Annotated in this window: 14 protein-coding genes; 7 read left to right on the forward strand and 7 right to left on the reverse strand. The window is 71.2% G+C overall.

Translation table 11 applies throughout. From position 1 onward, the window contains the following. Window positions 1-505, reverse strand: a 505-nt coding sequence (locus C1I95_RS24790) for an acyltransferase (RefSeq protein ID WP_111217173.1), incomplete at its 3' end; no start/stop codon positions are given. A 271-nt stretch (window positions 506-776) separates the two neighbouring features. Between C1I95_RS24790 and C1I95_RS24795 the strand changes: the two genes are divergently transcribed. The 7 genes from C1I95_RS24795 to C1I95_RS24825 all read left to right on the forward strand — a co-directional run bounded on the left by C1I95_RS24795 (window position 777) and on the right by C1I95_RS24825 (window position 8,281). Next, window positions 777-1,838, forward strand: a complete 1,062-nt coding sequence (locus C1I95_RS24795) for a Gfo/Idh/MocA family protein (protein WP_199523894.1) — start codon at window positions 777-779, stop codon at window positions 1,836-1,838. 67 nt (window positions 1,839-1,905) lie between these two features. After that, complete coding sequence (locus tag C1I95_RS24800; protein ID WP_199523895.1) at window positions 1,906-2,871, forward strand: NAD-dependent epimerase/dehydratase family protein; 966 nt, start codon at window positions 1,906-1,908, stop codon at window positions 2,869-2,871. A gap of 20 nt (window positions 2,872-2,891) precedes the next feature. Beyond that, window positions 2,892-4,004 carry a DegT/DnrJ/EryC1/StrS family aminotransferase gene (locus C1I95_RS24805; RefSeq protein ID WP_111217177.1) on the forward strand — a complete coding sequence of 371 codons (1,113 nt, stop codon included), beginning with the start codon at window positions 2,892-2,894 and terminating at the stop codon, window positions 4,002-4,004. Then, complete coding sequence (locus C1I95_RS24810; RefSeq protein ID WP_111217157.1) at window positions 4,004-4,702, forward strand: acetyltransferase; 699 nt, start codon at window positions 4,004-4,006, stop codon at window positions 4,700-4,702. The genes C1I95_RS24805 and C1I95_RS24810 overlap by 1 nt, the downstream gene beginning before the upstream one ends. A 27-nt stretch (window positions 4,703-4,729) precedes the next feature. After that, complete coding sequence (locus tag C1I95_RS24815; protein ID WP_111217159.1) at window positions 4,730-5,851, forward strand: DegT/DnrJ/EryC1/StrS family aminotransferase; 1,122 nt, start codon at window positions 4,730-4,732, stop codon at window positions 5,849-5,851. A gap of 27 nt (window positions 5,852-5,878) precedes the next feature. Then, a complete protein-coding gene (locus C1I95_RS24820; protein ID WP_233513863.1) occupies window positions 5,879-7,117 on the forward strand; it encodes an MFS transporter in 1,239 nt (412 codons plus the stop codon). 147 nt (window positions 7,118-7,264) lie between these two features. Then, window positions 7,265-8,281 carry a TolB-like translocation protein gene (locus tag C1I95_RS24825; RefSeq protein ID WP_111217160.1) on the forward strand — a complete coding sequence of 339 codons (1,017 nt, stop codon included), beginning with the start codon at window positions 7,265-7,267 and terminating at the stop codon, window positions 8,279-8,281. Between the two features lie 71 nt (window positions 8,282-8,352). On the opposite strand, the gene C1I95_RS24830 is transcribed toward C1I95_RS24825, so the two are convergent. The 6 genes from C1I95_RS24830 to C1I95_RS24855 form a co-directional block, all read right to left on the reverse strand. Continuing rightward, window positions 8,353-9,105 carry an AraC family transcriptional regulator gene (locus tag C1I95_RS24830; protein ID WP_111217162.1) on the reverse strand — a complete coding sequence of 251 codons (753 nt, stop codon included), beginning with the start codon at window positions 9,103-9,105 and terminating at the stop codon, window positions 8,353-8,355. Window positions 9,106-9,151: 46 nt separating this feature from the next. After that, window positions 9,152-9,454: a putative quinol monooxygenase gene (locus C1I95_RS24835; protein WP_111217164.1), complete on the reverse strand. Its 303-nt coding sequence runs from the start codon at window positions 9,452-9,454 to the stop codon at window positions 9,152-9,154. A 190-nt stretch (window positions 9,455-9,644) separates the two neighbouring features. Next, window positions 9,645-10,523, reverse strand: coding sequence for an RNA polymerase sigma-70 factor (locus C1I95_RS24840; protein WP_111217166.1), 879 nt, complete (start codon window positions 10,521-10,523; stop codon window positions 9,645-9,647). Next, the gene (locus tag C1I95_RS24845; protein ID WP_111217168.1) at window positions 10,520-11,110 is read right to left on the reverse strand and encodes a carboxymuconolactone decarboxylase family protein; all 591 of its coding nucleotides are present in this window, start codon (window positions 11,108-11,110) and stop codon (window positions 10,520-10,522) included. The genes C1I95_RS24840 and C1I95_RS24845 overlap by 4 nt, the downstream gene beginning before the upstream one ends. 145 nt (window positions 11,111-11,255) lie before the next feature. Beyond that, on the reverse strand, window positions 11,256-12,491 hold the full coding sequence (locus C1I95_RS24850; RefSeq protein ID WP_111217170.1) for an MFS transporter: 1,236 nt from the start codon (window positions 12,489-12,491) through the stop codon (window positions 11,256-11,258). 810 nt (window positions 12,492-13,301) lie between these two features. Beyond that, window positions 13,302-13,799, reverse strand: a complete 498-nt coding sequence (locus tag C1I95_RS24855; RefSeq protein ID WP_111217172.1) for a YcxB family protein — start codon at window positions 13,797-13,799, stop codon at window positions 13,302-13,304. Window positions 13,800-13,829: the final 30 nt, after the last annotated feature.

Genomic DNA, 13,829 nt, shown 5'->3' on the forward strand with positions numbered 1-13,829 from the left:
CCACCCGACGGGCGGGAACGCCGACCATGAGCGCGAAGTCCGGTACGTCCCGGGTGACCACGGCACCAGCCGCGATCAAGGCCCATCGGCCGATGGTGATCGGTGCCACGCAGACGGCTCGGGCGCCGATCGCCGTGCCCTCGCCGACCACCACGCCGACCGCCGTCCAGTCGTCCCCGCTCTTGAGTCGCCCGTCGGGGGTCACCGACCGTGGGTACTCGTCGTTGGTGAGCACCGCGGCCGGGCCGACGAAGACCCCGTCGGCCAGTTGCGCCGGCTCGTAGACGAGGGCGTAGTTCTGCAGCTTGACGTTGTCGCCGAGGCGGACGCCGGGCCCCACGTACGCACCGCGGCCGATGATGCAGTTCTGGCCGACCGAGGCACCCTCGCGGACCTGCGCCAGGTGCCAGACGCGCGTGCCCGGACGAACGGTGGCCCGCTCGTCGACGTCGGCGGTCGCGGCGATCTGCACATCGCCACGCTGGGTCCCCGGATCGTTCGTCATCGGTGGCTCCTTCCGCCGTACGGAGGTGTCCTTCGGCTGGAGAACGGTAACTGCTGGTCGACAAGGCCGATGTAGGCAAGCCGACGCAGTGCACGGATATGGACCACCCGGGGCGGACGGCGAACCGAATGGCCCTCTCGCCCCGGCGGCATTGCTGGAATTCTGTCAGTTCACTGGCGTACCCGATGGCGTCTCGATAGCTTGCCGGACGGACCTTCCTGACTCACCCCTCAGTGAACGTGTCCTGTCCTGCCTAGCGAAACGGATGTCCGTGAACTCATCGCACGATCCGATCGGCGTGGCCGTCGTCGGCGCCGGCTACTGGGGTCCCAATCTCGTCCGTAACTTCCAAGCCTCCACCGACTTCCGGCTGCGCTGGCTCTGCGACCTCGACGTGAGCCGGGCCGAGCGGGTGCTCGGCGGCTACTCCACGGTCCAGGCCACCAAGGATCTGGCCGCGGTGCTGGCCGACGACACCGTGCAGGCGGTGGCCATCGCCACCCCGGCCGGCACCCACCTCGAGGTGGCGATGTCGGCGCTGCGGGCCGGCAAACACGTGCTGGTGGAGAAGCCGCTGGCGGCCAGTTCCGCGCAGGGCCGAGCGCTGGTCGCCGAGGCGGAACGTCGGGGCCTGTCGCTGATGTGCGACCACACCTACTGCTACACGCCCGCGGTGCTGCGTATCCGTGAACTGCTCCACAATGGGGAACTGGGCGAGCTGCAGTACCTGGACTCCGTACGGATCAACCTGGGGCTGGTCCAGCGCGACATCGACGTGATGTGGGACCTGGCCCCGCACGACCTGTCGATTCTTGACTTCATCCTGCCGCCCGGCGTGGCTCCGGTCGCGGTGGCCGCGCACGGCGCGGACCGTATCGGCGCGGGCCGGGCCTGCGTCGCCTACCTGACGCTGCGGCTGAACACCGGGGCGATCGCGCACATCCACGTGAACTGGCTCTCGCCGGTGAAGATCCGGACGACCATCATCGGCGGCTCCAAGCGGACGCTGGTCTGGGACGACCTCAACCCCAGTCAGCGGCTTTCCATCTTCGACCGCGGGGTGGACGTGGCCTCGACGGAGGAGCTGGGTGACGAGCAGCGCCGGGACATGCTGGTGTCGTACCGCTCCGGGGACATGGTCGCGCCGGCGCTGACGGAGCGGGAGGCGCTGCGGACCATGGTCGAGGAGTACGCCCGCTCGATCCGCAGCGGCACCCCGGCGCTCACCGACGGGCGGTCCGGTCTGCGGGTGATCGCCATCCTGGAGGCCGCCTCCCGCAGCCTCGCCGACGGCGGAAGACTGGTCGAGCTCGTTGAGTGGACAGAGGCGTGACCGGGCGAGGCATGAAACCCGGTGCGACGGAGCCGCTGAGCGGCACGGATTGGAGCGGATTGCGGTCATGAGCGCGGTGGAGATCGCCGGGGCGCGCGCCCTGGTAACAGGTGGGGCGGGCACGATCGGCTCGCACGTGGTGGACCAGCTGACCGCCGCCGGTGCGGCCGAGGTGGTGGTCCTCGACAACTTCGTTCGTGGCCGGCGGGAGAACCTCGCCCGGGCCCTGCCGCACGGCAGCGTCCGCCTCGTCGAGGGCGACATCCGGGACGCCGCGCTGGTGCACGAACTCACCCAGGGCAAGGACCTGGTCTTCCACCTCGCCGCGATCCGCATCACCCAGTGCGCCGAGGAGCCGCGGCTCGCCAACGAGGTGCTGGTCGACGGGACGTTCAACGTGCTGGAGGCGGCCGCCGCAGCCAAGGTCCGCAAGGTGGTCCTGTCGTCGTCGGCCTCGGTGTACGGCCTCGCCGACGAGTTCCCGACCACCGAGCGGCACCACCCGTACCACAACGACACGTTCTACGGCGCGGCGAAGGCGTTCAACGAGGGCATGCTGCGCAGCTTCCACAGCATGTACGGCCTGGACTACGTCGCGCTGCGCTACTTCAACGTGTACGGCCCCCGGATGGACATCCACGGCCTTTACACCGAGGTTCTGATCCGCTGGATGGAGCGGATCGAGGCGGGCCAGCCGCCGCTGATCCTCGGTGACGGCCTGCAGACGATGGACTTCGTGCACGTCGCCGACATCGCCCGAGCCAACATCCTGGCCGCCCGGGCCGATGTCACCGACGAGGTGTTCAACGTCGCCAGCGGCACCGAGACCAGCCTGCGGGAACTGGCGCAGGCGCTCAGCGAGGTGATGAAGTCCGACCTGGCTCCGGAGTTCGGGCCGGCCCGCGCGGTCAACGGGGTCACCCGCCGCCTGGCCGACACCACCGCCGCCGCCCAGCAGCTCGGCTTCCGCGCCGAGATCAGCCTGCACGAAGGACTTCAGGGCCTGGTCGACTGGTGGCGGGCCGAGAAGTGAGTGACCGTCGGATCCCGGTGATGATTCCGCGCCTCGGCGAGGAGGAGGCGCAGGCCGCCGCCGACGCGGTCCGGTCGGGTTGGGTGGCCCAGGGGCCGCGGGTGGCCCGCTTCGAGCAGGAGTTCGCCGCTTCTGTGGGTGCCGGCCACGGGGTGGCCGTCAGCTCCTGCACCACCGCTCTGCACCTGGCGCTGGTCGTGCTGGACGTCGGTCCGGGCGACGAGGTGATCGTCCCGTCGTTCTCCTTCATCGCCACCGCCAACGCGGTGCGCTACGTCGGTGCGACCCCGGTGTTCGCCGATGTCGATCTCACCACGGGCAACGTGACGGTGGCGTCGGTCGACGCGGTGCGCACCCCCCGGACCCGGGCGGTCATCGCCGTGCACCAGGGCGGCGTGCCGTTCGACGTCGCCGCGCTGCGGGAGGCCGGCAGCCGCTGGGGAGTGCCGCTGATCGAGGACGCGGCGTGCGCCGCCGGCTCGACCGCGTACGGACAGCCGGTCGGCGCCGGTTCGACCATCTCCGCCTGGTCGTTCCACCCCCGCAAGCTGCTCACCACCGGTGAGGGCGGGATGGTCACCACGGACGATCCGGCGTGGGCGGCCCGGCTGCGCCAGTTGCGTGAGCACGGGATGAACGTCTCCGCGGCCGACCGGCACGCCAGCGCCCAGCCGGTGCTGGAGTCCTACCTGGAGACCGCCTTCAACTACCGGATGACCGACATCCAGGCGGCGATCGGGCTGGTGCAGCTCAGCCGGCTCGCGGAGCTGGTGACCCACCGGCGGGCGCTCGCGGCGCGCTACCACGACCTGCTCGCCACCGTCGAGGGGCTGGTACCGGTACACGACCCGGCGTACGGCGAGACCAACTACCAGTCGTTCTGGGTGTTGATCAACCGGAAGTACGGGGTGGGCCGCGACGAGGTGCTCGCGGAGCTGGCCGCGGCCGGTGTGTCGGCCCGGCGCGGCATCATGGCCGCCCACCTGGAGCCGGCGTACGCCGATGTGACGCCCGGGCCGCTGCCGGTGACCGAGCGGCTGACCCGCGACTCGCTGATCCTGCCGCTGCACCACGCGCTGACCGAGGACGACCAGGACCACATCGTCGGCGTGCTGCGCAAGCTGGCCGGCTGATGCGCGACCTGGTCATCGTCGGCGCCGGCGGATTCGCGCGGGAGACCGCGGCGGCGGTACGGGCGATCAACGCCGTCCGGCCGACGTGGCGGCTGCACGGGTTCCTCGACGACGACCCGGCGCTGCACGGCACCGAGCGGGCCGGTCTGCCGATCCTCGGCGCGATCGACCGGCTGGCCGAACTCTCCGGCACGGCGGCGGTGGTCTGCGTCGGCAATCCGGGTGACTACGCCGCCCGGCAGCGGATCGTGCACCGGCTGGGGCTGCCGGCCGAGCGGTACGCGACGATCATCCATCCGGCCGCCGACGTAGGCGCGGGAAGTTCGGTCGGCCACGGCACGGTGCTGCTGGCCGGTGTGGTGCTGACCGCGGACGTGACGGTGGGGGCGCATGTGGCGGTGATGCCGCAGGTCGTGCTCACCCATGACGGCCGGGTCGCCGACCACGTCACCCTCGCCTCCGGGGTCCGGCTCGGCGGTGGCGCGGTGCTGCGTACCGGGGCGTACGTCGGCTCGGGGGCCCTGGTCCGGGAGGCCGTGACCGTCGGTGAATGGTCGCTGGTCGGGATGGGTTCCGTGGTGCTGTGCGATGTCCCGCCGGGTGAGGTGTGGGTCGGCAGCCCGGCCCGTCGGCTGCGGGCCGCGCGGCCGGGCCGGCTGGCGGCGGAGGCCGAGCCGGCGGCGGCGTTCGGGAAATGACCGTGTCGAGGGTTGTGGGGAACTAGCATGCCGAAGATTCCGCTCGTCGATCTCGCCGCCGCGCATGTGGAAGTGGCGGAGGAGGTGGAGACCGGATTCAAACGGGTCATCGCCGACACCGCGTTCATCGGCGGCGCGGAGGTGGCCGCCTTCGAGCGGGAGTACGCCGCGTTCTGCGGCGTCGGGCACTGCGTCGGCGTGGCCAACGGGACCGACGCGATCGAGCTCGCGCTACGCGCCGTCGGCGTCGGTCCGGGCGCCGAGGTGATCCTGCCGGCGAACACCTTCATCGCCACCGCCGAGGCGGTCGCCCGGGCCGGCGGCCGGCCGGTCCTGGTCGACTGCGACCCGCAGTCCTACCTGATCGACGTCGACGCGGCGCTGGCCGCCGTCACCCCGGCGACCCGGGCCGTGGTGCCGGTGCACCTGTACGGGCAGCTCGCCGACGTCGAACGGCTGCGCGCCGGCCTGGCCGGTCGGGACGTGGCGGTCGTCGAGGACGCCGCCCAGTGTCAGGGCGCCACCCGGCACGGCCGGCAGGCCGGCGCCGACGGCATCGCCGCCACCAGCTTCTACCCGGGCAAGAACCTCGGCGCGTACGGCGACGCCGGCGCGGTGGTGACCGCCGACGCCGACCTCGCCACCACGGTCCGCACCCTGGGCAGCCACGGCGGGCTGACGAAGTACGCGCACGACATCGTCGGCGTGAACAGCCGCCTCGACGGCCTCCAGGCGGTCGTGCTCCGGGCCAAACTCGCCCGGCTCGCCGACTGGAACGCGCGGCGCCGGGCCGCCGCGGCCCGCTACCACGAGCTGCTCGCGCCGCTGGACGTGGTCCGTCCGGTCACGGTCGACGGCAACGAGCACGTCTGGCACATCTACTGCGTGCGGGTCCCCGGTGACGGCGCGCCGGCGCGCCGCGACGAGGTGCTGTCCCGGCTCAACGCGGCGGGGGTGGGTGCCGGCATCCACTACCCGGTCCCGGTGCACCGCACCGGCGCCTTCGCCGACCTCGGGTACCCGGCCGGCGCGTTCCCGCACGCCGAGCGCGCCGCCACCGAACTGCTCTCCCTGCCGATCTACCCGCAGATCACTCCCGCGCAGCAGGCCCGCGTCGCCGAGGCGCTGGCCACCGCGTTGACCGACTGAACGACAAGGCCGGGCCAGATCGTGTACGTGTCGCTGCGGGACCGTCCCCACGCCGACGGAACCGGGAACCGGGACGGGGTACGCCGGGTCTCCACCACGGTGGTCCTGCTCGGCGTCGTCAGCCTGCTGACCGACGTGTCCTCGGAGATGGTGGCGTCGATCCTGCCGCTCTACCTCACCGCGGTGGTCGGGCTCAGCCCGATCGCGTACGGCTTCCTGGACGGCATCTACCAGGGGGTCAGCGCCTTCGTCCGGCTCGCCGGCGGCTACGCCGGCGACCGGGGCGGGCAGCCGAAATGGGTGGCGGTGCTCGGGTACGGCACCTCGGCGCTGAGCCGGATCGCGTTGCTGCCCGCCACCGGGTTCGCCGCGATCACCGCGGTCGTCACCGCGGACCGGCTCGGCAAAGGACTACGCACCGCGCCCCGCGACGCGCTGATCGCCCAGGCCTCCGACCCGAGCATGCTCGGCCGCTCCTTCGGGGTGCACCGCACGCTCGACACGTTCGGCGCCGCCCTCGGACCACTGGTCGCCTTCGCCCTGCTGGCCGCCGTACCCGGCAGCTACGACTCGATCTTCGTGGTGTCGTTCGCGGTCGCCGTGGTGGGCGTCGCGGTCCTGGTCCTGTTCGTGCCCAACCTCAAGACGGCGGCCCAGGGAGCCCGGCTGGGGCTGCGTCGGGTCGCCGCCGAGGTCAGCGGCCGGCGGCTGCGCCGCCCACTGCTCGCCGCGGGACTGCTCGGCCTGGTCACCGTCGGCGACGGCTTCCTCTACCTGGCCCTGCAGGACCGCGACGACTTCGCCGCCACCTGGTTCCCGCTGCTGTACGTCGGCACCAGCCTCGCCTACCTCGGGCTGGCCGTACCCATGGGGCGGCTCGCCGACCGCGTCGGCCGGGCCTGCGTCCTGGTCGCCGGCCACGGCGCGCTGCTCGCCTGCTACCTGCTGGCGGCCCTGCCCGCCGGCGGCCTCACCCTCACCCTCGCCGTGCTGCTCTGCCTCGGCGTCTACTACGCGGCCACCGACGGGGTGCTGCCCGCGCTGGTCAGCCGCCTGGTCGCGCCGGAGGCCCGGGGCAGCGGCATCGCCGCCGCGCAGACCGTGGTGGTGCTCGCCCGGTTCGGCTCCTCGCTGCTGTTCGGTCTGCTCTGGAGCCTCCAGGGGCCGGGCGCGTCGCTGCTGCTGTTCGCCGGGTTGCTCGCCACGGCAGTGCCGGTGGCCGCCTGGCTGCTGCGCGGCATCGACCGGACGGAGGTGGCGGCATGAGCGAGCGTCAGCGAGCGAATCATCAACGCAGCGTGGAAGAGACTCAGGTCGACGCCGAGCGCAGCGAGGTGGCGGCATGAGCGAGCGTCAGCGAGCGAATCATCAACGCGGTGCGGTCCAGCCTGCCGAACGAAGCGAGGCCACGGCATGACTCTGCGAGTCCGACTGGCGGTGCTCGGCACCATCCTGCTGCTCGCGGTCGTCGGGGCCGGTGGCTACGTGTGGCGGGTCCGGCACGTCCAGGCCAACCTCGAGGCGGCGGCGACGCCGGTCGCCACCGGCGAGGCGCTCGCGCCGCTGCGTACCCAACCGCACCTGGTGTTCCGCAGCACCGCCCTCGGTCAGCAGTACGGTCGCGTCGCCGTGGTGCCGCTCACCGCACCCGACGGCCCCCGCACGTTCGCCCCGATCTCCTGCGAACGGGTGTACGCCACCGCCGACCAGTCGGTCTGCCTCTCCGCCGACCGCGGCATCGTCACCACGTACGCCGCCCAACTGTTCGACGCCGACTGGCAGCCGACCCGGGACCTGCCGCTGACCGGGGTGCCCAGCCGCACCCGGCTCTCCGCGGACGGCTCACTGATCGCCACCACCAGCTTCGTCTCCGGTGACTCGTACGCCAACCCCGGCCAGTTCTCCACCCGCACCGTCGTCACCCGCGCCAGCGGCGAGGTGGTGGGCGACATCGAGGAGTTCAAGCTGCTGGTCGACGGCCGGGCGGTCACCGCGGTCGACAAGAACCTGTGGGGGGTCACCTTCGCCGACGCCGACCGCTTCTACGCCACCGCCGCCTCGGGCGGCAAGACCTGGCTGGTCGAAGGCAGCCTGGCGGGCCGGACGATGACCGCCCTGCGCGAGGACGTCGAATGCCCGTCACTGTCACCGGACGGCACCCGGGTGGCGTTCAAGAAGCGCGGCGACCTGCCGCCGGGCCGCTGGCGGGCGGCGGTCTACGACCTGACGACCGGCGCCGAGACCCTGCTCAGCGAGACCCGCAGCGTGGACGACCAGATCGAGTGGCTCGACGACGACACGGTGCTCTACGGCCTGCCGCGAGCCGACGCGGCCTCGGCCTCCAGCGACGTCTGGGCCACCCCGGCCGACGGCAGCGGCCAGCCACGCCTGCTGATCCCCGACGCCTGGTCCCCGGCCGTGGTGCGCTGACCGCGGCATCTCTGTGCGTTGAACCCGCGCGTCTTGTCCTGGGTGTTCGGGGGCCCGCGAGCTTGGTCCGGTCAGGGCCGGAAGCTGCTCCGGTACTCGGTGGGCGTGCGGCCGGTCAGTTCCCGGAACGCGGCGTTGAACGCCGACAGTGAGGCGTAGCCGACCGTGAATGCGACCTTGGTGACCGGGGTGTCACCTGCAGCGAGTTCCTCAATGGCACGCATCACCCGCATCCGGCGCAGGACTGCCCGCCAGGGCATCCCGATCTCGTCCTCGAAGCGCCGGGCCAGCGACCGCGGCGCGAGGCCCACCTCGTGTGCCACGTCCTCGAAGCGGACCTCACCACCGAGCCGCTCCTCGGTCAACTGCAAGGCCCGGCGCAGTTCCGGTGATCGCCCCGCCGGCACGACGACCGGGCTCGGCTGCTCGGAGAGCTGCCAGGTCACCGCGGCGAGCGCGGAAAACAGCGTCTCGGCATAAGCCGTGAGAGGCACGTCGCTCTCACCCCAGGTGCCGCACTCGGCCAGCAGTGCGCGGGCCAGCGGGCTGAGATCGAACACGGCCAGCGGCGCCGGTGGCGCCGGAGTGAACCCGGTATCGAACAAGACCGACGCGGTCGTGACCGGCTGCGGGATGCTCACCCGGATCGGGCGCCCTGCCGCGATCAGGGCGGCCCGTGCCGGCGGGAGCAACCACGCCTGGCCCTGCGCCTCCAGCCGGAGGGCACCCGTGGAGGCGCAGAGCAGGTAGTGGCGGTCCACGCACAGCTCGCGAGCGGGCTCAGGTACGAATGTGCGGATGAAGCTGTACGCCTTGCGGGTCATCGACGGCCTCGCACGGGTTGATCGTAGTGCGCCTCATTGATGCCGGTCAGGCGACCGTTTCCAGCAACTCGGCGCGGAAGCGCCGGCTCACTGGCGCTGCGGTCATGATCGGCCGAAGCACCTCGCCCGAGCGCGCGAAGGCATCCGATTTCAGGTATCCGGCAAATGACGCCTCGTCGTTCCACTCGTGGACCACGGTGATCCGGGTTTCGTCCTCGCGTGACGCGTAGACCCGGAAGGCGAGGTTGCCCGCCATGGCACGCACCTGGTCGCGCTCGCCGTCGAGCTGGGCGAGGGCAGCCGGGCGGTCGGGCGCGGCGGTGTTGACGTCGAGGATGGCAATAAGCATGGGGAACCCCCTGGATCGGGCGGTTACTGCCGCAGGTGGGATGCTCCATCCTCACTCGGCAGCCACGCGACCAGCCTCCGTGAGCCGGACGCGTTCACGCTCCCACCGGACAGGTCCGCACCTCACCGGAACCCCCGCCAGCCGCCCAGCTCAGCTTCGTGCCGGAACGCGTCGCTGCGTAAGCCTGGACTCACCGTCGAAGCTCGGCCACCTCGTTCAGCCGCTCGAGCTTGTGCGGGTTGCGGATCGCGTAGATCTGGGTGATCCGGCCGTCCTCGATGACGAACGACACGGCCGTGTCGTTCTCGCCGCCGGGGTCGATGCGCGCCGCGATGCCGCCGTTGAGGTCGACCATGAAAGCCCTGGCGCCGGGCGTGACCTCGGCGAAGCGGGCCATCACCGGGGCGAGCTTCGCGGCCCCGCGGACCGGCTTCGGGATTGTCGGGGCCAGGCCGCCCCCGTCGCCCACGACGAGCACGTCGGGAGCCAGCACCTCGAGCAGTCCGGGCACGTCGCCGGTGGTCAACGCGGCGAGGAACCGCTCGACCACCTGCTCCTGCTCGGCGCGGCTCACCGACATCCGCGGCCGGCGCGCCGCCACGTGCTTGCGGGCCCGCGTCGCGATCTGACGCACCGCCGCCGGCGACTTGTCCAGCGCCACGGCGATCTCGTCGTACGGCACGTCGAAGACCTCGCGAAGCACGAAAACCGCACGCTCCGTCGGTAGCAGCGTCTCGAGTACCGCCAGCATGGCGATCGACACGCTCTCCGCGAGCTCGACGTCCTCGGCGACATCCGGGCTGGTCAGCACGGGCTCGGGCAGCCACTCGCCCACGTACTCCTCGCGCTGCCGCGCGAGCGTACGCAGCCGGTTGAGGCAGAGCCGGGTCACGATCCGCACGAGGTACGCCCGGGGGGCCCGAATCTCGCAGCGCTCGGCGTCGACCAAGGCTGCCCATCGCAGCCAGGTCTCCTGCACCACGTCCTCGGCGTCGGCGACCGAGCCGAGCATCTCGTAGGCGACGGTGAACAGCAGGCTGCGGTGGGCGACGAAGGGGTCCTCGCTCATGACGCGGACGCTACTCCCGGTCGCTCGGCCATCGGCTTCAAGCCGCACGCGGCGGCGAAGCCGTCGGACTCGATACCGAGCGCCACGTTGCCACGCGTGCTCATGTTGGCGAATGCGATCACCGAGGTGAGCTCGATCACGGCGGGAGGTCCCAGCTCGGCGTGCAGCCGGTCCACCAGCTCGTCGGTCACGGTCGGCGGTGTCTGGCTCATCGCCTCGGCGTACTCCAGGACATCCCGCTCCAGCGGAGTGAAGACGTCCGCCTCCCGCCACCGCGGGATCTCGCGCGCCTTCTCCACATCGAGCCCCTTGTTGCGGGCCTCGAAGTAGTTGAAGTCCAGGCACCAGGTGCAGCCGACCAGCGACGCGACCGCCATGTGGGCGAAAGACTTCAAGTTCTCGTCGCAGGCGTCCCACTTCTGCAGCTTGCCCCCGAGACCGAAGCTGGCGAACAGCACCTTGGGGTGGTGCCAGTAGACGCCCACCGCCGTCGGCACCTTGCCGAGCCTTTTCTCGATCATTCGCTTGATCAGCGCTCCCCTGACACCGGTGATCTCGGCCGGGGGGATGCGGGTCGTGTGCTCCATGTCTCCTCCTACGTCGGTGCCATCGAGACACCGGCCGGGTCGCGGATGTGACATCGAGCGGGAGAAACGACTGGTCTGTCCGTCGTTGACGGCGCCGCCATCGCCACCGTGCCGGCAGGCAGGCAGGCAGGCAGGCAGTTGGTGACTACACCCGCTCGGCTGTGGGAGTGATCGTGGGTTTGGCGGCGGCCTCGGACCGTCGGTGACGCAACTCGGTCGGTAGCATCGCCAGCGCGATCAGCGCGCCGAGCAGGCCGGTCGCGGCGAAGCCCCAGGCCGGCGTGGAGGCATCGATCACCGCCCCGGCCAGCGGGGCGCCGAGCGCCAGCCCCACCACCATCGCCGAGCCGTGCAGGCCCATCGCCTCACCCCGTACGCTCGCCGGCACCAGCCGGCTCACCGCGTCGGCAGTGGCGGCTACGGTCGGCGCGGTGAGCGCCCCGGACGGCAGCAGCACAAGGGCCAGCAGCCACCATTCGCCGCTGCCCAGACCGACCGGAATGGTGACCAGCCCCAGCACCACGGCAAGGCTCAGCGACGGCACCGGGCGGGACAATGCACCGTAGGTGAAGCCGCCCACCAACGAGTACGAGGCCCACAGCGCCAGCACCACACCGGCCCAGTCGACCTGACCGGCGTCACGCAGCACCGCCACCACCGCCACATCGGTGCCGGCGATCACCAGCGTGCTGGCCGCGCCACCGACGAGCAGCCCGAGCAGCCGTGGGGTCAGCCACTGCCGACGCGGCAGCGGCTGCGCCGGCGTCGTCACCTCGTCCCGGGCCCGGGTCGGCGGATTGAGCACCAGCAGGGTGAGTCCGGCCAGCACGATGCCGCCGCCGACGGCGTACATGGTCAGGGCGGGCGAGACACTCGTGGCCAGGGCCACCGCCCCCGCCGGCCCAATCATGAAGCTGAGTTCGACCGACATCGAGTCCAGCGCGTACGCCTGGCGACGCTGGGTCGGCGGGACCAGCGCGGCAATCGACTGCCGGACCACGGAGAAGACCGGGAGGGTGAGTAGCCCGCCGACGAACGCGACGCAGAGCAGCACCGAATACGGCAGAACCGGCGCCGTCGCCCAGAACAGCGCCGAGACCGCCGTGGTCAGCAGCAGCATCGGCCGCAGGCCGCGCCGGTCGACCAGCCTCCCGAGCAGTGGTGCGCCGAACGCCGAACCGACCGTCATCGCGGCCCCGACCAGCCCGGCGGCGAAATATCCGTGGCCCAGATCGAGTACGTGCAGCGTCATCACCACGGCGGTGGCCGCCACCGGCACCCGGGCCAGGATCGCGACCAGCAGCAGGGGCCGCAACCCTGGCAGCGCGAGCGCGTCCCGGTAAGGCTTCACACCCAACACGGTCCGTACCTCCCGGGGCAGCCTGGCCTAAGTCGGGCAATTCCTATGCCATCCCGGTGAGGTGGGCATGGAGAAGTGCGCCGATGAGCCTTTTGTCACGACAAACATCCGGACGACGTCGTCGTCGGCCCCCAGGCCGTAGCCGACAGTTTGGACATGCGGCCGAAGGTATTACTGGCCCGGCGGCTTGGCCAGCCCGCCTACACCCAACATCAACAGCGCTCAGAGGCCGATCCCGCCAACACGATGGCCACCCCTACGGGAAGTAGAGGGTGCCGCCCTATCGCGCTCCAGAGCCGCACCAGGATCCTCAATGGGGACTCTCAGCCTGAGGATGGCGTCGGTCAGGCGCGACTCCAGGTTTGCCACTTCGTGATGTGCGCCACAGTTTGGTCCGACCGAAGGTTCAGTCAGCGTCGTGGTCGCGGGAAGTGCGTGACGCTGCTGGCGTGTTCGGCTGCTTCGCCGACACCAGTGATGGCGCCACCGGGTCCGGTACGCGAGGCCCGCCAGGACATGTCGATCTACGACGTACCGCTAGTCCTCGGCGAGGCAGGTGCCCTGGTGCATCGCACGCATTCTCGGCGGCGGATCCGTGCACCTGCTCGTGGCGGTGCACCGGCGCACTTCATGGCCTAGCGTGACGGTCCGCCGAGTTGTCGCCGGGATCTTGATAGAACGAGATTCCCGTGCACCGGATCGAAGAACGCGATCCTCTCGACCATGTCCCGGACACTACCGCCGGCCCGGCGAGCCCAAGCGCGGCAGGATCGTCGGTCGCTGGCCGACAGCGCAGGACAGACGCCAGGCCCGGCCAGCGGCCAGGTCAGTTCACCGAGTGCGGAGCAGCCCTCGTTCGGCCATGAAGGCGCGCAACGTCTCGGCGTCCTCGGCAGACATCAACCGGCGTGGGATCACGGTCGCCGGCATCCCACCGACGTACACGATCCAGAACTCGGGGGTGTCCCTCACCTGGGCGACCCCGTCCCAGGCGATGCCCCCGGACTCCGAGCCGCTGCGCATCAAGATGTTGTCGTCGGTGATGTCGTAGTGGCCCTCGACGGCGTAGCGACTGGAACGACGCCGGGCGCGCAACCGCATCCACGGCCAGTACAGCATCGCCAGCAGACCGCCCACGACCATCGCCATCCACAGCGGCAGGATCTGCTCGCCCCACGCGAACCCCCGCGAGACGGCGAAACCGATCGCCCCGACCGCCGCCAGCGCCGCGCCGACAAGACCGTACTTGCGCAGCTGATCACTGGTGAGCGCAGCGGCCACGCGGCCGGGGTAGGCGGGATCGGCTGGGATGTCAAAACGGATGTGCACGCCAGAACGATAATGCCTGTCTCTTATACA

The sequence above is a fragment of the Micromonospora craterilacus genome (assembly GCF_003236315.1).
Taxonomy (GTDB): domain Bacteria; phylum Actinomycetota; class Actinomycetes; order Mycobacteriales; family Micromonosporaceae; genus Micromonospora; species Micromonospora craterilacus.

What these genes read in the sequence shown, in the direction of transcription:
- C1I95_RS24800 (WP_199523895.1), top strand. Translation starts at nt 1,906, where the DNA reads ATGAGCGCGGTGGAGATCGCCGGGGCGCGCGCCCTGGTAACAGGTGGG.
- C1I95_RS24805 (WP_111217177.1), top strand. Translation starts at nt 2,892, where the DNA reads ATGATTCCGCGCCTCGGCGAGGAGGAGGCGCAGGCCGCCGCCGACGCG.
- C1I95_RS24810 (WP_111217157.1), top strand. Translation starts at nt 4,004, where the DNA reads ATGCGCGACCTGGTCATCGTCGGCGCCGGCGGATTCGCGCGGGAGACC.
- C1I95_RS24815 (WP_111217159.1), top strand. Translation starts at nt 4,730, where the DNA reads ATGCCGAAGATTCCGCTCGTCGATCTCGCCGCCGCGCATGTGGAAGTG.
- C1I95_RS24825 (WP_111217160.1), top strand. Translation starts at nt 7,265, where the DNA reads ATGACTCTGCGAGTCCGACTGGCGGTGCTCGGCACCATCCTGCTGCTC.
- C1I95_RS24830 (WP_111217162.1), bottom strand. Translation starts at nt 9,105, where the DNA reads ATGACCCGCAAGGCGTACAGCTTCATCCGCACATTCGTACCTGAGCCC.
- C1I95_RS24835 (WP_111217164.1), bottom strand. Translation starts at nt 9,454, where the DNA reads ATGCTTATTGCCATCCTCGACGTCAACACCGCCGCGCCCGACCGCCCG.
- C1I95_RS24840 (WP_111217166.1), bottom strand. Translation starts at nt 10,523, where the DNA reads ATGAGCGAGGACCCCTTCGTCGCCCACCGCAGCCTGCTGTTCACCGTC.
- C1I95_RS24845 (WP_111217168.1), bottom strand. Translation starts at nt 11,110, where the DNA reads ATGGAGCACACGACCCGCATCCCCCCGGCCGAGATCACCGGTGTCAGG.